At 38.6% G+C, this 21,384-nt stretch carries 16 protein-coding genes; 4 read left to right on the top strand and 12 right to left on the bottom strand.

The features are described from left to right. Positions 1 to 133: 133 nt before the first annotated feature. The 7 genes from PU629_RS10190 to PU629_RS10160 form a co-directional block, all read right to left on the bottom strand. Entirely contained in the window at positions 134 to 1,009 is an 876-nt protein-coding gene (locus tag PU629_RS10190; protein WP_275284143.1) for a sugar phosphate isomerase/epimerase family protein, read from the bottom strand. Between the two features lie 112 nt (positions 1,010 to 1,121). Next, a complete protein-coding gene (locus PU629_RS10185) occupies positions 1,122 to 1,961 on the bottom strand; it encodes a carbohydrate ABC transporter permease (RefSeq protein WP_275284142.1) in 840 nt (279 codons plus the stop codon). A gap of 14 nt (positions 1,962 to 1,975) precedes the next feature. Beyond that, positions 1,976 to 2,899, bottom strand: a complete 924-nt coding sequence (locus tag PU629_RS10180; RefSeq protein WP_275284141.1) for a carbohydrate ABC transporter permease — start codon at positions 2,897 to 2,899, stop codon at positions 1,976 to 1,978. 70 nt (positions 2,900 to 2,969) lie between these two features. Further along, positions 2,970 to 4,388 carry an extracellular solute-binding protein gene (locus PU629_RS10175; protein WP_275284140.1) on the bottom strand — a complete coding sequence of 473 codons (1,419 nt, stop codon included), beginning with the start codon at positions 4,386 to 4,388 and terminating at the stop codon, positions 2,970 to 2,972. Positions 4,389 to 4,681: 293 nt separating this feature from the next. After that, positions 4,682 to 5,833, bottom strand: a complete 1,152-nt coding sequence (locus tag PU629_RS10170) for a GntR family transcriptional regulator (protein WP_275284139.1) — start codon at positions 5,831 to 5,833, stop codon at positions 4,682 to 4,684. Positions 5,834 to 6,206: 373 nt separating this feature from the next. Next, positions 6,207 to 7,289, bottom strand: coding sequence for an NAD(P)H-dependent flavin oxidoreductase (locus PU629_RS10165; protein WP_275284138.1), 1,083 nt, complete (start codon positions 7,287 to 7,289; stop codon positions 6,207 to 6,209). Between the two features lie 1,015 nt (positions 7,290 to 8,304). After that, complete coding sequence (locus tag PU629_RS10160) at positions 8,305 to 9,201, bottom strand: DUF1002 domain-containing protein (protein ID WP_275284137.1); 897 nt, start codon at positions 9,199 to 9,201, stop codon at positions 8,305 to 8,307. Positions 9,202 to 9,607: 406 nt separating this feature from the next. Between PU629_RS10160 and PU629_RS10155 the strand changes: the two genes are divergently transcribed. Genes PU629_RS10155 through PU629_RS10150 form a run of 3 tightly spaced genes read left to right on the top strand, consistent with a single transcriptional unit; the run spans position 9,608 to position 13,304 of the window. After that, positions 9,608 to 11,089, top strand: coding sequence for a spore germination protein (locus tag PU629_RS10155; RefSeq protein WP_481900488.1), 1,482 nt, complete (start codon positions 9,608 to 9,610; stop codon positions 11,087 to 11,089). Next, positions 11,065 to 12,219 carry a GerAB/ArcD/ProY family transporter gene (locus tag PU629_RS22580; RefSeq protein ID WP_481900487.1) on the top strand — a complete coding sequence of 385 codons (1,155 nt, stop codon included), beginning with the start codon at positions 11,065 to 11,067 and terminating at the stop codon, positions 12,217 to 12,219. The genes PU629_RS10155 and PU629_RS22580 overlap by 25 nt, the downstream gene beginning before the upstream one ends. Next, positions 12,216 to 13,304, top strand: coding sequence for a Ger(x)C family spore germination protein (locus tag PU629_RS10150; protein ID WP_275284135.1), 1,089 nt, complete (start codon positions 12,216 to 12,218; stop codon positions 13,302 to 13,304). Before PU629_RS22580 ends, PU629_RS10150 begins: the two co-directional genes overlap by 4 nt. A 304-nt stretch (positions 13,305 to 13,608) precedes the next feature. Here PU629_RS10150 and PU629_RS10145 read toward each other — a convergent pair whose 3' ends face one another. The 4 genes from PU629_RS10145 to PU629_RS10130 form a co-directional block, all read right to left on the bottom strand. Next, complete coding sequence (locus PU629_RS10145) at positions 13,609 to 14,844, bottom strand: SGNH/GDSL hydrolase family protein (RefSeq protein ID WP_275284134.1); 1,236 nt, start codon at positions 14,842 to 14,844, stop codon at positions 13,609 to 13,611. Positions 14,845 to 15,168: 324 nt separating this feature from the next. Then, the gene (locus PU629_RS10140; protein WP_275284133.1) at positions 15,169 to 16,257 is read right to left on the bottom strand and encodes an acyltransferase family protein; all 1,089 of its coding nucleotides are present in this window, start codon (positions 16,255 to 16,257) and stop codon (positions 15,169 to 15,171) included. Positions 16,258 to 16,570: 313 nt separating this feature from the next. Next, positions 16,571 to 17,290, bottom strand: a complete 720-nt coding sequence (gene gpmA, locus PU629_RS10135; protein ID WP_275284132.1) for a 2,3-diphosphoglycerate-dependent phosphoglycerate mutase — start codon at positions 17,288 to 17,290, stop codon at positions 16,571 to 16,573. Between the two features lie 377 nt (positions 17,291 to 17,667). After that, positions 17,668 to 18,975 (bottom strand): glutamine synthetase family protein, encoded by a 1,308-nt coding sequence (locus tag PU629_RS10130; RefSeq protein ID WP_275284131.1) that lies wholly within the window; start codon positions 18,973 to 18,975, stop codon positions 17,668 to 17,670. Between the two features lie 350 nt (positions 18,976 to 19,325). On the opposite strand from PU629_RS10130, the gene PU629_RS10125 reads away from it, so the two are divergent. After that, a complete protein-coding gene (locus tag PU629_RS10125; protein WP_275284130.1) occupies positions 19,326 to 20,219 on the top strand; it encodes a fructose bisphosphate aldolase in 894 nt (297 codons plus the stop codon). An 80-nt stretch (positions 20,220 to 20,299) separates the two neighbouring features. Here PU629_RS10125 and PU629_RS10120 read toward each other — a convergent pair whose 3' ends face one another. Beyond that, the gene (locus PU629_RS10120) at positions 20,300 to 21,343 is read right to left on the bottom strand and encodes a sensor domain-containing diguanylate cyclase (protein WP_275284129.1); all 1,044 of its coding nucleotides are present in this window, start codon (positions 21,341 to 21,343) and stop codon (positions 20,300 to 20,302) included. Positions 21,344 to 21,384 lie beyond the last annotated feature (41 nt).

Genomic DNA, 21,384 nt, shown 5'->3' with positions numbered 1-21,384 from the left:
GCTTTAATATTTTCATTTAACAGTCATGATGCAACGCCTAATAAATCCAGCTGTGATTCTTCAAGGTTGATCAAAGCGGTGACAAATAGGGATTAGGAACGTGATGAAATAAGCAAGATTTATAGCTATTCGATTACTTAAAATAGAGTTGTAAATGTTCCTTTGCTTTTATAATTCCGTTCTGTTCTGCTTCAAGACTGCCCCAGAAACGATGGTCCTCAAGTTCAATCCCCACGTTTCCTGTATAACCAAATTTCTCAAGACGTACGGCTACCTTTCCCCAATCGACTGTCCCTTGACCTGGAATAGTATAACGCCATCCTCCCTCTGAAAATGCGTACTTCGTCCCAAATGTAGCTGGAAGTGTCCCGCTTTCATATAATTCCTCTGGCAAAATCTCGGTGTCCTTTCCATGACAATATGTTATGCGCTCACCGAATTCCTCCAAAGCTCTTAAGTAATCAACGCGTAATCGAACTAAATGTGAAGGGTCATAGTTGATACCAAAATGCTTAGAGGGAATCGCTTCCAGCATTGCCCGCCACATTTCAGGTGTACACCCAATGGTCGGATGTGTCGGTGCAGGTCCAGGCCACCCCTCAAGTGCAAAATAAACGTTGCAGCTCTCAGCATGCTTAACAAGCTCCGGGAATGTTTCTTTCCAAATATCAAAACTGCTAGCTCTCGATTGATTCGGATCTTCAGGCACTAAGCAAATAAAAATAATCTGACCGCCTAATTCAGAGACTTCGGTCAACTGACTTTTTAAAGCCGATACAGCTTCTGCTCGATCAGTTTCGTTTTTGCTTAATAGTTTGGTAGATCCTACAGCGCCTGTTCCATCAATAGAGCCAACTTCCAAGCCATATTTTTCTAGAACTGTTTTTACCTCAATATCGTATTTGGGGACATCTATAACATCCAAACCGATTTGGCTTGCCCATTCAGCTAATCCATCCATTCCTAAAGCTCCAATTTTTGAAGGAATACGCATTCCGATTTTTGTCATCATTTCATCCTCTTTTCCTATCAAATTAATTTGGCAATTCACTCAATAATATCACAAATAATTTCGAAGCTTAAGAAAACCGTTTTATAATTGGCTTCTCAATTTAAACTGTCTATCCTTTGGTTCCCCCGCTAAAATTAAATCCTTGAGACATGAAGCGCTGTGACAAGATATACAAGAGAACAGCAGGAATTGTATATATAAATGAGAAGGCAGCCAATTGCCCGTATTGCACCATTCCATATTGGCCGAAAAATTGATAAATACTAACTGATGCCGGCAATTTGGATGGTGTCTGTATCAAAATAAACGGAACAAAAAAGTTCCCCCAGCTTCCTGAAAAAGTAAAGATACCTACTGTAAAGACGCCTGGCAGCATTAATGGCATCACGATTCGAGATAAGGTTTGCAAAATAGAACCGCCATCTACCCAAGCTGCTTCTTCTAGCTCTAGCGGAACAGAATCCATGAAATTTTTCATGATCCAAATCGCATAAGGAAGCGATGAGGCCGTTAAAAAGATCATTGTCCAAATAATAGAATCTTGTAAATGAAAATGAACAAATAATTCATAGACTGGAACCATTACGGCGGTTATTGGAAGTCCCGTTGAGAAGAGTATGGTGTACATAAAAGGTCTTTTATATTTTAACTGGTATCTTGAAAGCGGGTACGCAGCTAAACCAGCAAGAATGACAACAAGAATCGACTGGCCAAGTGATAAGATGACACCATTTACAAATGATTGAATATTAGACGGATTGGTAAGAACTGAACGAAAATTCCCTAATGTCCATTGCTGAGGCAGAGCGGCTTTTAATGAAGCATGACTATCAAAGGAAGCCAATATCATCCATAAAAGAGGGATAATAAATAGAATTCCAATGATCGTCAGTATGGTATAAGGAATGACCTTCGAAATAAAAAACTGTTTACGCTGCATGTTTCCCATTTGTTCCCCCTCCTTTATAAATTAACTTTGGAAACCTTGATATAACCAACACTAAAAATAATCCCAATTAGTAACAGAATGAGTGAAATTGCTGTCCCATATCCGAGTTGATAGCTTGAGAAAGCCGCTTGATACATATAGATCGGAAGGGTCTCCGTTGAAGTGCCAGGGCCGCCTCCTGTCAGAGCATAAATTAACGTAAATAGGCCAAGAGTCTGGAGTGTAATTAAGACCATATTTGTCACGATTGAACCGCGAATCATCGGGATGGTAATTTTCCATAATCTTTGCCAGCCGCTAGCGCCATCAATTTTGGCAGCTTCTTGAATATCTTTTGGGACGTCACCAAGTGCGGCTTGATAAACTAACATTGAAAAAGCAGTTCCATGCCAGACATTTGCGACGATCACACTTACCATTGGAAAACTTGTTAACCAAGAGATCGGTTTAATCCCAAACCAGCCTAAGGTCACATCCAAGGTTCCGCTAGTATTTAAAAAGGCGAACCATATGAAGGCCACTACAATCTCTGGTGTCACCCATCCGGCTATAACTAAAATTCCTATGAGACTGCGGAACCATCGTTTCTTTTCGTCCATTAACAAAGCAATAATGAGTCCCAAAACCTGTTGACCAACAATTGCAGATAAAAGGAGAAAAATAATGGTGTTAATGACACTGATTCGGAAACTTGGGTCCTTAAACATAGCTGTAAAATTAGCAAATCCGATAAATTGTGTATGAGCAGACCCCACACCTGTCAAAGACATATTGGTAAACGCATAATAAAAGGTCAGGACAATTGGTAAAAAGAAAAAGACAAGAAGCAACACCCACGTAGGGAACAAAAATAAAATAGCACGGAGACCATCCCTCTTATTTCGTCTTGAGCGGATCGTTTTTTGATTGGCTTGTTTTGTTGCAATCTCCAACCCCATCGTATCGCCCTCCTTATTTTAAAGGTTGGCAGGCGCCGTACACGTACGGCGCTGCCCTAAAATCCAGACCTTATTTCGTTTCAGTATGGCTCGCTCCTACAATTCGTTGAACACTTGCGGCATATTGGTCCATAGCTTGCTCCGGTGTTTCAGCACCTGTTGCCACGGCTTCAACGACTGCTTGAATTTGAGTAGAAACAGTTGGGTATTCAGGATTAGCAGGACGGAAATGAGCAAATTTAACGAAAGAAGATGCGGCTCCGTATTCTTGACCTGGTGTATTGGTATAAGATGGATCCTTTCCAACATCTGTACGAGGTGAAAGGTTACCCGCATGCACATCAAACCATTCATCGTTTTCTTTATTAACTGCTAACTCTATAAATTGTGCTGCTAAATCTTTGTTTTGTGATAGCTTAGAAATGGACAGTGTCCAACCGCCAGCTAATGAAGTAAATCCGGGATCTTGCCCATTCTGAGTTGGCATAGCAGCCAATTTCATCACTTTTGTCGCATCTGGCCATGGAGCGGCACCATTTGGTAGCCAGTTACCTGGAATCCAGTTTCCATCCAATGCTATACCTACCTGACCTTTTGGAGCCAACTGTTGGGCCATAGTTTGATCAGCTTGACCGGTTAATAAAACAGATAAAGGTGCGTTTAATTTATCTTGGGAGAGTGTCTGAATAAATTTAAGGGAGTCTAAGAAACCTTGGCTTTTAACAATCCATTTCTTTGTTGAGTTATCGTATAAGGTATCATTTGTCCCATAGAGGAGCATTTCAAAAGTTTGCATAGAAGTGGCTTCCCCTGTTGCCTTGCCTACTTGCGCATAAAAGGGCACTTCAACACTTGGATCTTTTGCCTTAATGGTTTTTGCAGCTTTTAATACATCATTCCAGTTTTTAGGTGTCCATGGAACTGGAAGGCCGACCTTTTTAAAGATTTCCGTGTTATACCAAAGACCACGCGTGTCTGTGCTGTATGGAACACCGTAAACATTTCCGTCAGCTCCTGTGCTCCCTTTCTTCATAGCATTGCTAAATTCATACCAATCCGACCAGCTATTCACATACTTATTAAGAGGTGCCAAATAACCAGCTGACGCATCCGAATTAATTAAGAACGTATCTTCGGTAACAATATCTGGAGCCGTACTTGCTGACTTCATCATTAAATCAATCTTTGTATAAAAATCATTCTCAGAAGCCGAAATAGGTTCTAGTTTAATTGTGACTCCAGAATGTTGTTTCTCAAATGCCGTTTTAGCCTTGTTTAACCATTCCTGCGTATAGTTTGGTGGTGATCCGTAATTTTGATAGGCAATCGTGATGGTCTTAGAACCCGAGCTGGAGCCTGAACCTCCCCCGCCTGATTTATTTGTGGTTGTGCCAGATGACGCTGAGCTATTACCGCCACATGCGCTTAAAGAAATAGCCATGGTCAATGTAACAGCACCAACTAAACTTTTCTTTAAAAAACGCTTCATGTTCATCCCCCTCTTCAAAATATGTAGGCAGGTGTCATTTAACAAAAGGTATAAGGTTACATGGACATCACTCCTTCCTTATATCGAAATTGTGATATTATAGAATTCACCATTATTAAGCGCTTACAAATCTAATTTTAAACGGAAAGCGTTTTCATCAATGGATTAGACTAATACCAATTAGCAGATCCCTGATATACCGGTTCTACTCCTTGGTACGTCTTTAATTTATTGATATTATATTTCACATATCAATATGCCAACCAACTATTCAAAATATTTTTATATAGCCTTCATACTTTTAATACCTCTTTAGTGGAACTTCCTTCTATCAAACAAAAATCAATGACCGTTTGGATAGGGCCATCTTTCTGATTGAGTTGATCGAGGATATTATTTACAGCCTTAATCCCCATCTTCGTTTCATTTTGCTTAATATGTGTGATGACAACATCGGTATTAGGTATTTTGGGATGGTCAAAGCAGGCAATGGAATAATCCTCTGGCACCCGCTTTCCAAGCTTTTTAAGAACATGAGACAATACCAAGGCAATTTCATATTCACAGGCGATGAACGCAGAAACTTGAGGATTTCTGTGGATAAACGCTTCCAATTTTAACTGATCCTCTATAAATTCGTGATTGAAATCAAAAATAGGAAGTGTACTAAACAATTCAGTAATCATATAATCCGGGTTAACTGCAAGCCCCCTTTGTAGATGGGCAGACGTAAACCCTGTTAGGCGTTCTTCGATAGAGGATGTGAACTCTTCAGGAGGTGAAATAAAAGCGATATACCTATGACCTCGGTCTAATAAATAATCCGTAATCTTTATGGATGCCTCTCTATGGTCGGTGTAAACCGCATTAGCCGGAATCCCTTTTAAATAACGATCAACTAGTACCAATGGGAATTTGTCAACAACCAGTCTCAGAAGAGCCTCAGTATAATGTTCTCCGTTTACAGGGTAGATAATAAGTCCTTTCACGCCCCGCTGAATTAAAGTTTTTATGGCTAATTCTTCTTCCTCTTGAACACCATATGTACATTTAATAATCAAATTAAGTTGATACTTAGAACATTGCTTCTCTATGCTTCTTAAAAGATCTCTACCATAACCGTCTGAAAGAAAATCCGGAACAATCAATCCGATGAGGCCCGCTTTTGTATCAAGCTCAGTCATTTTAGACTGGGCATCTTCTTGCAGATCTAATTCAGCAAAGTCAGGCAAGCGATTGGTCACATAAGAGCCTTTCCCACGTATTCGTTCAATAACACCTATCTGAGCAAGTTTATCTAATGATTTTTTTGACGTAATTCGACTAACTTGAAATTGAACGGCCAGTTCCTTTTCGGAGGGCACGCGGTCATTAGGAGATAACTTTCCTGTCTTTATTTGCATCAGCAAATCGTTAAATATCTGTTCATATAATGGCGTATCCATCCTAAAAACCACCTATCATCTTCTTGTAAGTTATTAGATTAAGATTACTTTTGAATGAATTTACCCCTAAAAACTTTGAATAACTAAGGTATATAGTGGTGAAAACTTGTTAACCAGTTGTTATAAACAATTGATATAGTTGTTTATAACATCTTATTCAAGATCGTTCTCAAAAATTCCCATAGCCATTATCTGCACGCTTCTATTTCTCATAGAACCTTTGCTTAAAACAATAAAAACTTGAATCCCTATAATTCAAGGATCCAAGCTTTTTTAGAATCAGTAAGCTAGTTAACAATCTTATAAATGGTCAGCCTCATTGGTAAGAGGGGTCGATTTAAAAGATCTATTTCGAGTAACATGTATGAACGAATCAAGTTAAGTCTTCGAAAGATTTAGACTGCTCATCAATTAATGATTTCATTAACGTTGATACACGTTGGTTTTTGGCGAGTCTTGGGCTCTGACCGGACCAAAGCGACATAAAGTCCTTTTTTCCTTCTAAAGCCGCAGCCTTTCTTATACTCTTAGTTAATGAATTTTGAACTGGAAAAGCAGGTAAAGACGATTCATATTCCTGCATTTCTGAAATAAATCTATTTTTTATCCCCCTTGCCCACTTGCCTGAGAATGCGCGAGTTAAGACAATCTGATCCTCTGTGGTCCCGAGAATAGCCTCTTTATGAAGCGGATGTGCACCACTTTCAATACATGTTAAAAAGGCGGTACCCATCTGAACGCCTTGTGCTCCTAAACAAAGCGAAGCCATGAGTCCTCTTCGATCCATTATCCCACCAGCAGCAACAATAGGGATCTTGACATGGTCAACAACTTGAGGAATCAAGGACATAAGTCCAATTAAACTTTCTTGAGTGTCTTTTAGAAAATCCCCTCGATGCCCGCCAGCCTCACTTCCTTGAACAACCACTATGTCCATTCCTTTATTTTCAACTTCAATAGCCTCAGAAACAGTGGTAGCTGTTCCGATCAAAATTATCGAGTGTTGTTTTAACTCTTTAATAATTGGTTCTGAAGGAAGGCCAAATGTAAAGGAACAAATTGGAATCTTTTCTTCGATCAGCACCTTAATCTGTTCATAAAATTGGTTAACCAGATGTTTATAGTTGGGGACTTCAATACGATCAGGGTGTTGAACCTTTAATTCCTTACATATAGATTCCAATTTTTCATTTGCCCATTCGATGTTTTTTTCTGAAACAGGAAGATCATTCGGGACAAACAGATTAATACCAAATTGCCTTGAGGTTAACTGCTTAATTTCACTCGTTTGTTCTCTTATTTGATCAGGGGTCATATAACCCGCTCCAATCATCCCTAAACCACCGCAACTAGATACTTCTGCTACCAATTGAGACGTTGTGATTCCCCCCGCCATTGGTGCCTGTATAATCGGATAATGACTGTTTAAAAGGTCTATTAGTTTAGTTCTCAACATACGGTTACCCCCAATAGTTAAAATAAACGAAGACACTGATTTAGGAAATTCGGTCCGTACTCTTAAGCTTAGAACGAAAATTCCCCATAAAAAAAACTACCGCAATGACAAGTAAACTACCCGCTATTACTCCCTGCACTGTCTTTACGGTCTTCTTAGTCATGCTTTGTTAATTTGATAAGGATCTGAACGTAATAGAAAAACGCACAGCAATTCTCTAACGGGTTCGCTTGTGAGGTGCAAAACTCTAATTATCACCTTCAATCACACTACTATTCACAATAAAATCACAGAAAGAAAAGACTAGTAAGCGTCAAAACAACCGAATCCTTTGAGATTCGGTTTGATTATTTTTTTAAAATGCATCTATTACCTATTTCATTAAATGGCTAAAGTGAACTTTCTAAATAAGCGGAGAAATTCCGCTTATTTAGAAATCAGCACCAAAAATAGCTAAAATAGACGGAGAAATTCCGACTATTGACTCGAAAAACATGAAAATGGGTCATTTCTTTTTGTTTAAGCGGAAAAACTCCGCTTATTTATGACGAACTGAACGCTACTTTGGTTGATAACGGAAAAATCTCCGCTTATTTCAACGATCACAGGTGACTCTAAAATTTCTTGTTAACCATTACACTCCGGTTTTTACCTTAAGAACCATTTTTTCACAAAGTCTTCGATAATCCAACATTTATTTTAACAGGTATATCCAAATGACTTGGTAATCCCCCTACCTTTCACTTGCTCAATCACCGGTTAATTCACACACCTCCAATAATTATATCCACCCATGTAAATTAAACTGTGATTGGAAAAGGTCCACGGTGAATGACTATGTGAAACGGTGGTTACCCCCGAAAGTTAGATTTTTTCACTCTAACTTTTGGGGGTCGGTACCGAATGACTATGTGAAAAGCTGTGCGATTTACCTTGATAGTTAGTTGTTTGCACCTCTGAAGTGAACCCGTTAGCGATTCTCTATGCGTTTTTCCGTTATGCTTATTCCGTTAACTTAAGATTTACTGAAAAAGGACATTATAGCGTGCCCGATCGATTTTAAAAAGGCAAGAAAACTGCTGATAATACTTTTTCCTTGGTCTGAATTAGAAAATTGATCCCACTTAGCTTTTGCCGTCTGGTAAGTTTGATTAACTTTTGTCCAATCAATATTTAAATTCTTTATTTTATTAAATAGGTCCACTAATTGATTTAATTCGTCAGCAGTCAGCTTAATGCCCATATTGTCAGCTACTTGTTGAATTAAAGATCTTAATTGATCTGTTGTTTGCGGCTTTTGTTTGGAAATCTGTTCTTTAACCTGCTGCATGAATTGAACGGCTTTGTCTTGCCCGACATCCGGTTTAGAAGCTAATTGCGCTGTTTGGGCCATTTCTTCATTCGCTGCTTGCTTCTGCGTTTCGTTAATTGCTGATCCGCTCGATTTTTCATAGGCTTTAATAATCCCAGTCAGTGCTCCGGTTCCTGATACAGGAAATGGTGCCGTCACGTAGATTTTGGCATCGGTCACGCCGGCCGTCGAAAGCGCATTTCGATACATGTCCGAAGTGATATAAGTAATGTTGTTCGTTTGAACGACTAACCCATCGCCTTTATTTCCTAAAGTAATTTCCGCACAAGATATAGATTTTGTTCCAATTTCGGATTGCGGAACATACTTGTCGAGGTATTGATGTTCTTCGCTATTATTGACGTAGACAATCTGTACATCGTCTTTATTGACACCCATATCATTTAAAACTTGATTTTGTTGATCAGCTGTTAAATCTTGTCCTAAAGTAACAATGATGTCACCAGGAACGGCGTCCGCCTTGGCAATTGAACTGAAGGACGGCAACATCAACCCTAATCCAATAACAGCTATCCCTATACTAACTAGTATTTTTTTCATATGATTACTCCTTTCAAAAAAACAATAACTCTTTAACGATAATCCTATTCCCTGCTTGGCTAATAAAAATAGCAGCTGATTAGAATAAAATGCCCTTTCCTAATTGTTAACCTGTTTGGATCCTATTTTCGTCTTCCCATTTCGCCATTCTGTCACCCTTATTATTTATTTAAAAACGACACTTTATATTCTACTCCTTTTATTTAAATAAGAAAAACCCTCTTTTCTTTTATAATGATGGCTTCATTTGAAAGTAGTCCTCCCAACTCTTATTACTCATTATGTTAATGCTTGAACTAGTCTTTTATTATTGTTTAACTCCTAATTATCCATCATCATATTCCAATGAATAAAATTCTTTTTATGATTAGATACTTAAAAAAGCATTTTAATTTTTTTTAAGGTGATGGGGATCTTGTTGACTAAAAAGCCTAGACAAAAAAATGAAAAGGAACTAGTGTCTTCTAAAACACCTCTGACCGATGGGTTATTAACGCAATCTCTTGCTAATATGGAAGACTCCGAAATCATTTCCCTTGATACCAACTTAGGAGAAAAGATATTTCTATATTACATAAAAACCTTAATTGATAATGAAAGATTAAATGAGGTGATTGTGGAGCCTTTAAAGCAGTGTTCAAAGGATCAGATTAATAAAAGTCTTTTAAACGCCAAAATAAAAAAACTATCGTATCTTGAAGAGGCTGAAAAGGAAATCGTTCATGGATCTGTTCTATTATACGATCCAACCCAAAACCATTGGTTGGCCGTTCCTTTAGAGACAAAGTTCACTCGTTCCATCGAGCCCCCCGAAACCGAAACCGTCATATATGGGGCAAAAGACAGCTTTGTAGAACAAATCGACCAAAATATTACAATGATACGACAACGTCTTCCCATAACTGCGTTGAAAACAGAAACATTTACCATCGGCTCTTTAAGCCGAACGAAAGTGGTAATGATGTATATCGAAGGTTTAACTAATCCCGAGTTCATTTCTATTGCAAGAGAGAAAATGATGAGCATTGATTTTGACCAATTCTTTGACGCCTCCCAAGTTGAGGCTTTTATTGAAGATCATAGGCATACGCTCTTCCCGCAATTTTTGGAAACAGAACGACCGGATGTCTGTTCCCACTCACTTGTATTAGGGAAACTTGTCTTTTTAGTTGATAAAACACCTAATGGACTTATTGGTCCAATTAATTTTTTCAATCTATTTCAATCACCCCAGGATTATTTCCTTCGCTGGTTTATTGCAAGTTTTCTAAGATGTATTCGATTCTTTAGCTTTTTTCTTACTTTAACATTAGTTCCGCTTTATGTTGCGCTTACAGAGCATCATTATCAAGTAATTCCACTTCAAATTTTATATGTTTTGTTAAAATCCAGAAGCCAGCTCCCTTTTACCCCTTTTTGGGAAGCGACAATAATGTTGATTACTTTAGAAATCATAAAAGAAGCCAGCTTGCGTATGCCTACAAAATCCGGACAAATATTAGGAGTGATAGGCGGCATTGTTATTAGTCAGGCCACCGTTCAAGCAGGGGTTACCAGCAATATCCTTATTGTTTCAGTAGGGATTTCCGCCATTACTTCTTTTTTGGTTCCCGACTATTTAATGACAAAAATTATTACATTATTACGATTTTTTCTCCTTGTTTTATCTCAATTAATTGGACTTCCAGGAATTGTTCTTGGGATGTTTATCATTTTTGTTCACTTAATAGGACTAACCTCTTTAAAGCAGCCTTATTTAGCTCCTATTACCCCACTTTATCTCAAAGACTGGAATGACCTTTTTATCCGGGTCCCTCTTTCGTGGATAAAAGAACGGCCAAGGTTTTTAAGCCCCTTACAAAAATGGCGTATAAAAAACAGAAGGTGATTTGTATTAAACCCTTTTCTTTATTTGAAAAATCCAAAACGAATAGCGGTCCCTACCTGATTTTCTTGGTTAATCGAATACAAATCCTTTATATGCCCTTAATTTTCCAAAGGTATTTAATCTATCCTTATATGATCTTAGTCATTATAGGGATCGGGTTAATATCTCAATTAAACCTTCTTATTTTGTCTAAGTGCTGGAAATCTAAGTATCTCAATGATGGCGTTCAAGGGATAACAAAACTTTTTGGAAAGCGACTGATTCGGTTCTATGCTTTTGTTGGTCTCTTCATTTGTTTTATTAAGATAGCCGTCGTCATCTTAGGATATTCCGATATTATACACCAATATATTTTCCCTTCTATAAACAATAATTGGTTAATCTTATTCATTTTTCTCTCAAGTTTATATCTTACATCTAAAGGGATGGAAAAAACGATCCATTTTGTAGTCATTGTTATTTTTAGCGCCTTTTGGGTTATTTGGATCACTATTCTGATCCCGTTTACACCTAATTCATCTATTCACGATTTATATCCATTGATCCCGCATAGCCTTACTTGGTTTTCCTGGAAAGGGTTACTATTTATGTGGTCATCATTGTCAGGACCGGAGTACCTAATTTTCTTGAAACCATGGTTGACGAACGAGAAGAAGCCACTTAAATATTTTACGATAGGAAATTTAATATCTGTCATTGAATACCTTCTTTTATTCATAGGTGCCATTTTATTTTTCGGATCTAACTATTTAAGTAAAACCTTGTTTCCTACAATTGATATGATCAAGTATCTTCAATCCCCAGGTTTTGAGCGAATAGACATCATTGTCATTTCTGTTTACCTGTTTTATATACTATTTGCATTAGCACTCTTCTTCTTGTTCTTTTATGGTCTATCCCGAATAACCATGGCGAAATGGGATCTTCCAACAACAAGAAAGGGTTATTTGTTATGCGCTGTCGTTACTTTTTCGAGTCTTCTGACCCTCTATAATTGTTGTTGGAAACTCCCCTATCAATACCACTTTTGGCTATTCTTAGACATTTACTTAAGTTCTTTGAGTTATCTCCTTCTTCCGATAACCCTTTTAATTGCCATTAAACGAAAACGAAGGGGGGACAGCAAATGAAAGGAATTAAACCTGCTATTTTTTTCGCTGTTTTTTGCCTTTTCCTATTCGATTCAGGGTGCAGTCCCTTTACTGAAAATAATATAATCGAGGAAATTGCACCTGTCATCTTTTTATCAGTTAAAAATGATCCAAGTGGTCAATTATTACTTACGACATTAGTTCCTCCACTAGAAGATGAAACAAAGCAGAGCTTTTCCTCCACAGTTAAACTTATCAAACAAGGCGAGAAAGAATTTAATTTAAACTACTATCGAGAACTCAAAATGGGACAACTTCGAATGGTCTTCATCAACAAGAATCTGGCTTCGGATGGAATTAGACCATTAATTAACACCTTGTTTACGGACCCAAGCATCTCTCCACGTTTGTATATTGTTGTTGTTGACGGCAATTTTGAAGCTTATTTAAAAAATCAATTGGAAAAACAGCAAAATCTTGATTATTATCTATATCGAATGTTGAAACACTACGAAAAGTATAATCAAGGAGACATGAGTATTGTGAATCTTCATCAGTTTATGAAACAGTTGTATTCACCTTTACAGGATCCCATTTTACCAGTTTTTAAAGCAAACGGTGAAAGGCTATCCTATGACGGAACAGCCCTTTTTGATGGGGATAAATTAAAGACAACGATTCATGAAATGGATGACCAACTTTTTCAGCTACTTGGCAATGACCGCTATGTAAAACTTTTCGCCTTGCCAAAGCAGCAGCTCGTGTTGGGCCAAGTCCGATCAAAAGTTAACTGTCGATTGGACGTCAAAACGAATGTATTGCATGTTACTGATCAAATCAGCGGTAGACTTGAGGAATATCAAGGAAACGAAGATTTACTTAATCAAAATGAACTGTCTTCCCTAACTAAAGAAATAGAAATGTCTTTAGAACATCAAACAACAGCACTTTTGGAAAAGATGCAAAAGGAGCATGTTGACCCCCTCCAATTTGGCTTGCTGACCACATCGCCGATTAGTCCAAGGATGACAACCAAACAATGGAAGGAGCAGTGGGAAAACACCAAAATAGATGTTCACTTTTCTCTAAAAATACAACCTATTACAACTGGAAATAAAATGTAAATAATACCCAACATCCTCAGAAGGGTAAAAGGGACTAGATAAAGCCTGTTCTACGAAAAGGCAATTATAATGCCCGATTTTGGCATCTCGAAATGTTAATGGGCTTGATGGGATCACAACCATTAGCATGACAACACTTATCTTTCCGTTCACCATAAACAAAATATATGTTTTTTAGTTTAATAAACAGGCGTTCCTTCTTTTATGAAGAAACGCCCCAGCTTGCAGACAAAAGGCTATCCTGTTAATGATTCTAAAATCCCCTTAGTCTCATTTTCTTTGGATAGGATTTCCCCCTCCTAACTCACTTGTTAAAAAGAGTCAGGTTGATTGCATCCGCCATCGCTTGGTAGCCTTTATCATTTGGATGAAAATGGTCTCCGGCTTGATAATCTGAACGATATTGTTTGGGATGTTTCGGATCTCTTACCGCTTTGTCAAAATCAATTACCCCATCAAATTCGTGACTGGTTCGAATCCAATGATTAACGGCTTCTCTAGTCTCTTCGCCAGTTTGACTGTAAAGGTTTTCTCCTTTAAAAGGAGTCAAAGTGGCCCCATATACCTTAAGCCCCCGCTTATGGCCTCCTGAGATTAATTGTTTCATTTCAGCAATAATTTGGTTGCTGATAGGTCCATTTGAGGCATTGGCATGGCGAATGTCATTCATTCCTTCACTGATAATGATCGCTTTAATGCCTGTAAGATTGAAGGCATCTCGTTGAATACGGTTTGCTGCCTTTAGTCCTTTCTCAGGGGGCTGACTCAACAACCGATTTCCAGAAATCCCTGAACTAACGACCGACCATGTATTTGGCATGTCTTCGTTTAAACGTCTGGCTAAATCATCCGTCCATCTAAGGTTGGCATTTGGTGTAGAATGATTGCCATTTACCATTGAATCTCCTATTACAGCAATTGTCCCTTTAACTGACGAGGCAGCCTGAACATCAACCCCGCTTAACCAGAACCACTCTTGATAAGTTTTTCCAAAAGCTGTGCTTAAATGATCCGAGACATGGTTTCCGGTTGCCACATATGTATCTTGCATGGAATAGCGATGCCAAGTAACGTTACCACTAGGCTGTTTCACATAAAGGCTGACGACAAGATTTTGATTTTTTTTAAGACGTAAAGGAATCACGTCACTTGTTAGAGTCCCCCCCTTAGGAAGAACAACCGTCTGTTTTCCTTCAAAAGTAACGGTGTGATCCGTTCCAATAGAAGTGGATGCCCCATTTGCTGAAATAGCAACATGAATCGCTTGTAGAGCGACATCTTGTGCTCCGAATTCATTTGTTAAATGAATACGCAGTTTTTTACCCTCCATATGCGGATGAACTATCATTCGAATCGTTTGATTAACGAAACCGCTTTTGGAAATACCCGTGTTCAGAGGAGCCTCAGGCGGGGCATACCAAGCCGTTACCCATTTTCCAGCACTCTCCTCAGTTGCTTTCGACGTCTTATCTATACTGCACCCAAAGAGAGTAAACCAGACACAAGCAATTAACAATACTCTTATCATTTTTTTAGTCATCTTAACTCCTTCCTCTATTTCGGACATAATCTTACTGTTGATTATTCCTGGTTAAATGATTCATAGTTTGTTGTCTTTTTCTCATCTCTTTTCAAAAAGATTGCTGCAGGACTGAAATTTAGGATGCCTAATTTTTGCCGTTTTAGACATAGCTGCCTGAAGCAAGTCTGCTATTTCCGATTATGTAACGAGCCACAACATTTACTAAAATAGACCCTTTAGAATGAAAAAATCCACCGTCTTAGTGGATTCGAGGTCAAACAAGATAAAGAGTGATGAAAACCACATCCATGAAAGGTAAGGTCATGAAGTGGTTTCCGGGTTCTATTGATTATAATTAAGACCATAAGTCTTGGTTGGTTTTGTTTTTATACTTTTCGACATCAGCCAATTAAATTCAGGTTCAATCAGTCGGCTAAATAAGGCCATGATCGGTTTGCTTGTTGCTGTCCAACAAATCAAGAAGGCCAGCACAAAGGCCGATGGGATGAGCACCTCGGGATGATGCGTCATTCCTTTAGACATCACAGCACGCAGTATCCTTATACAATTGGAATGAAGCAAATAGATGAAAAGCGAGTAATAGCCAAATCTATTTAAAATAAACAGCTTTTTATTGATTGGGATTAAAATGAGAATGGACAGACATAAAAGGGTGACACAACCATAATAAATTAAAGAATAGAGCGACCCTTGAAGAATTGACCAATCCATATCTTTAAACGCATAACGCGCGAACATTTGCTGGGTGTTATAGATATAGCCCCATTTTGTATAAAAGGCCATGAAGACAATAAAGCTTAAGAAAATGCCTCCCGCAACAAGCCTCATCCTCCAAGGTCTTAAAGTGACTTGGTTCATAATCTGGTTTAAGGACCCTTTTTGAGCAAGCCAATACCCAATCAAATAGAACGGATAAAAGGTCAAAATTTTCCTTAATGAAAACCAAGAGGTTAAATCTGGTACATAACTTGACCAAATCGCAAGGCCAATGGCAATGAGTATCGGAAAACGCAATTTAAGAAAATAAGGTGTTACCATTCGCCATATGATCATCCCCATAAGGAACCACAGTGTCCAATAAGGGATTAAGAGCTTAAACAAACGGCTCCCATCCGTAAAACTTGGCAGCGTGTGTGAACTGATGAGTGGTGTCAGGAACCCATCAATCAGTTGCCAAATTAAAAAGATCCCCATAAACTGAATGACCTTTTTAACTCTTCCTTCTCTAAAAAAATAACCGCTTATGATAATAAAGAGTGGCATGTGAAAGGTATAAATTGTGTTATATAGCCATAAAATGGTTTGATTCCCATGAATTTGTCGGTAACTTTCAATTAAATGACCAAACACCACCAGAAAAATTAAAATGCCTTTGCTATTATCGAACCATTCAATACGTTTTGAAGTCATCGTCTCCTCCTCTAGTATAAAATCCATTGATCAAAAGAATCAGGATCTACATTATTATTCTTTTTACCCGATTCAGGTTAAATTTACACTATAAAACTTAAATTTAACTTAAATGAGTCTTCATCCCCATGCCAGATGGCTGTTGTTAAATGCTCAAAAAGCCCCCCCATGTGCGTTTCAAGGGCGCTGCCAACAAGAGAAAAAAATTTATGTTTTAGGGGTGAAACAACGCAAAATAAGAAACGACTGCTTTGCTCAGCAGCCGTTTCTTGATTTTTTTCCGAGACCAATTTTCCCTTTCGTACAGTTCAATCTAAATATGTCTAGATATCGATCCTTCTGGGAGTGGCCCGTCTTTTCCTAAATAATAATGTTTGATTGGTTTGAGGTCATGATCCAGTTCATAGACTAATGGAACACCAGTCGGGATATTTAAGCTCGCAATTCCATCTGACGGAATGTCATCCAAATATTTCACCAGCGCGCGAATCGAATTCCCATGTGCGGAAATAATAATATGCTTGCCGTCTTCCAATTGAGGCACTATATGATGACACCAATAGTGAATGACTCTTTTTTCTGTATCCAAAAGGTTCTCTGTTAAAGGGACCTCAATGTCTTTATACTTCGGGCTCTGAGCTTCATAGCGAGGATCGTTTTTATCTAATGCAGGGGGCCTAACGTCAGCAGACCGTCTCCACAATTGAACCTGTTCCACTCCATATTTTTGTGCCGTTTCGTCTTTGTTTAATCCTTGAAGGGCGCCATAATGTCTCTCATTCAACATCCAAGTTTTATGAACCGGTACCCACATCCTATCCAATTCATGAAGTGTAATCCAAAGTGTCCGAATAGCTCTTTTAAGTAAAGAGGTAAAAGCAACATCCAAGGTGTATCCATTTTCTCTAAGAATAATCCCTGCTTGTCGCGCTTCTTCAAGCCCTTGTTTTGACAAATCGACATCGGTCCATCCCGTAAATCTGTTTTCCAAATTCCAAAGGCTCTGACCATGACGAATTAAAACGACTTTCATTGGATCGCTCCTCTCCTGTTTAATCCCTATTCTTAGTTTGCAACAATTCACCTAAATTACACTTACTGTTATGTCTAATTATACGTTGTTTTAATATTAAGTAAGTGAAATAAGTCACATGAAAGTCAATAGGTGTGCTTAGTGGTGACGACGAGCTTCGAACAGTTAGTTCTTCAGTAAAGGGCTTCCTCTTAGGAAAAGCGTCGATCGGTCATTACGATCAATTCAATCCATTCCGTGGAGATGCCTTCCCCCTGTTGGTGTTCATCGTTTTGAAACGAGAGAACCGTCCCCGTGTTCCATGCGCGTTTCATGAGAAAAGGCACTCGAGTCGTCCGAGTGCCTTCGTTTTAAAGCGTATGGATTTTCTGCATATCTTATTGGTATTTTTTAATTTCCCATTCAGAAACGGAAAGGCGGTATTCGTCCCAATCGGCTTGTTTTTCTTCGAGGTAAGAATTGAACAAGATGTCACCGAATACCTCTCTGATCATGCTGCTTTCTTTTAATTCTTTTAATGCTTCGCTTAGGTTTCCAGGTAAGAAATCAACACCTAAATCAGTAATTTCATCTTTATTCAAAGCAAATAAGTTGCGAGTCGCTTCTGGAGGTGCGATAAGGTTTTCTTCAATTCCTCTTAGACCCGCTTCAATAAGAACTGCTAGTGCTAAGTATGGGTTAGCAAGTGGATCTGGGTTACGCACTTCGACACGAGTCGATTTTCCTCTTGCTGCTGGAATACGAATCATACAAGAACGGTTAGCAGAGGACCAAGCAATGTTAACAGGCGCTTCATAGCCCGGAACAATACGCTTGTAAGAGTTAACAGTTGAGTTCGTAATGGCTGCAATTGGTTTCGCGTGAGTTAAGACCCCTGCGATAAAGTTTTTAGCAATATCGGACAACTGCTCTATTTGACCAGCAAAGGCGTTCTCGCCATTTTTGAACAAAGACATGTTACAATGCATCCCAGAACCGTTGATGCCTTGGATTGGTTTTGCCATAAAGGTCGCTGTTAAGCCGTGCTGCTTAGCCACATTTTGGACAACATATTTAAATAATTGAATGTTATCTGCCGTATTAAGGGCTTCATCAAAACGGAAGTCTACTTCGTGCTGACCAAGAGCGACTTCGTGGTGAGCGGCTTCAACAACAAACCCTAAAGATTCAAGGGCAAGAACGATTTCACGGCGAACTTTACCCGCTGTATCAATTGGAGAAAGGTCAAAATAACCGCCATTATCGTTTGGCTCACCATTTTCTTGAAGCAAGAAAAATTCTGGTTCTGGTCCAACATTCACTTGATAGCCTAATTTTTTTGCTTTTTCTAAAGTGCGTTTTAAAACGTTGCGTGAATCCCCTTCAAATGGCTCGCCATCTGTTGTATAAGCGTTACAGAATACAAGAGCAACTCTTTGACCGTCTTCAAGATACTCAGGCAAAACTTTAAGAGTTGATAAGTCAGGAACAAGTTTCATATCACTTTTTTCAATACGAGAAAATCCTTTGATTGATGAACCATCAAACATCGCTTCGCCTTCTACAATTCTCTCTAATTGAGAAATAGAAAGCTCAACATTTTTTAATTTTCCATTGATGTCTGTAAAAGCCAAACGGACAAAGTCAACATTTCTTAATTGCTCACGTACTTGTTCAACTGGTGCCATTACTTGTTCAACTGTCATTTTTTTAGTTCTCCCTTTCCCACAGCACTTAGATTTTAGATTAATAGATTTTTCTTTTCATGTTACAAAAGGTATTATCTGATGTTATAAATCATCACATAAAAAACAAATTCTTTCAATGGGAAATTTTGAACATTTATAAAAACTTTGAAACGCGGGGAAACGCGGGGACGGTTCTTGCGTTTCACTTGAGGTTGAAATTGAAACGCGGGGACGGTTCTTCTGTTCCACTTGAGGATTTATAAAGGTTAAATCATACCAAAAGTGGTACACTAATTTTAGAGGCCTCTTCTACTTACTTTAATAGTTTGATATAGAAGGAGCTGTAACCAAGGCTAGGAGTGAAAGAGATGAATGTTGATCAATTTAAGAAAATGAAGGATGGCAAGGGATTCATTGCCGCTCTCGACCAAAGCGGCGGCAGTACTCCAAAGGCGTTAAAGGGATATGGGGTATTAGAAGACGCTTATTCAAACGAGGAAGACATGTTCGATTTAGTTCATGAAATGCGAACCAGAATCATCACCTCTCCAGCTTTTGATTCTACATACATTCTTGGAGCCATTTTATTTGAACAAACGATGGATCGCCAAATTGAAGGTTTGTACACAGCCGATTATTTGGCTGACAAGAAAGGAATTGTCCCCTTCTTAAAAATTGACAAGGGATTGACTGACCTTTCGAACGGTGTTCAATTAATGAAACCCATCACGGATTTGGATGAAACGCTAAGACGGGCCAATGAACGCCACATCTTCGGCACCAAAATGCGTTCCGTGATTAAAGAAGCTCAACCTGAAGGAATTAAAGCCATTGTTGACCAGCAATTTGAGATTGCCAAACAAATCATCGCAGCTGGACTCGTTCCTATTATTGAGCCAGAAGTAGACATTTACAGCAAGGATAAAGAACAGTCTGAGGAACTTTTAAAGGCTGAAATATTAAAACAGCTTAACAACTTACCGGAATCGGATTATGTTATGTTAAAGCTAGCCATTCCTACCGTTCCAAATGCTTATAAGGAATTGATCCAGCATCCACGTGTTGTGCGTGTCGTTGCACTTTCCGGCGGCTATTCACGTGAAGAGGCGAATGAAAAGTTGAGAAAAAATGAAGGCTTGATTGCCAGCTTCTCAAGAGCCTTGAGCGAGAATTTAAATGTCAATCAAACAGACGAGGAATTTAATGCTGCTTTAAAAGAAGCCGTCACTTCTATCTATGACGCCTCAGTCAATAAAAACTAATAGGTACTTTCAAAGAGGCTCTCACTTAAGTGAGAGCCTCTTTATTGCGGGGGTTGAAACGAGAGAACCGTCCCCGCGTTTCACTCGGCCAGTTTGTAGTTGTTTTTTCCTTGTTTTTTGGCTGCATACATGGCTTCGTCAGCTTGTTTAATCAGTGTATGAACATCTTCAGCGTTTTGAGGGTAGAGTGAGATTCCAATACTTAGCGTTACTTGATGAGCCTTTTGTTCTTCAGTGAATAAGGGCATGTTATCGATCAGTTTCTTTGCAATAAAGAGACAATCCCATTGAGTTGCGCGGGGCAGGATGACGATGAATTCATCCCCGCCAAATCTCCCGACAACGTCTTCAGGTTTTATACAACGTTTGAGGTATTCACTGATTTCCCTTAATAAGTGGTCTCCTTTGTCATGTCCGTATGTATCATTTATTTGTTTAAACCCATCTAGATCAACAAACATCATACCAAAACTTGTATGCGTTTGTTTAGACTCTCTTATTAACTGTTCCAATTGACCCAGTAAACTCCTGCGATTGGGCAGTTCGGTTAAAGGATCTATATAAGAATATTTTTTTAACATTTCTTGTCTTATTTCTTGTACGGTGATATCCCTAGCGATGACTTCTCGTGCCGGTTGACCATTAAATTCGATATAGGTTGATTTGGCATCAATGTAGCAAATGCTGCCGTCCGGTTTATAGAGTTTAAACTGATGGACTTTAAATTGTTGATCAACACTGTATCTATTACTCGACTCCTTTAGACTCGCATATGAATTCGGGTCTAATACCTCTTTCCATGGCCGATTGATTAATTCCGAAGGCTCATTGTAACCAAATAATTTGGCTCCTGCATCGTTGGAATAAATTAACACACCATTTCGATGGACATAAATAGCTTCCGGTGAATGATCCAGCAATTGCTGGTACTGCTTTTCTTTAGTAAAAAATTGATGAAAGACCCTTCTCAAATGAATGAATAACACAACTAACAATAAAAGGTTCAGACAAGGAATAAGGATAGACAGAAAATAGTCCGGCAATCCACTTATATCGCCGAAACTTTCAAACAATTCAACAAGGGCTAGCACTATTAATATATAAATAATCCCCATTATTCTCATCAATTATTCTCCTGGCAAATCCTTTAGGGTAAGGAAGTATT

Source organism: Pullulanibacillus sp. KACC 23026 (assembly GCF_029094525.1).
Lineage (GTDB): Bacteria > Bacillota > Bacilli > Bacillales > Sporolactobacillaceae > KACC-23026.
Note: the sequence above shows the minus strand (reverse complement) of the source record. Positions and strands in the feature narration are given on the sequence as shown.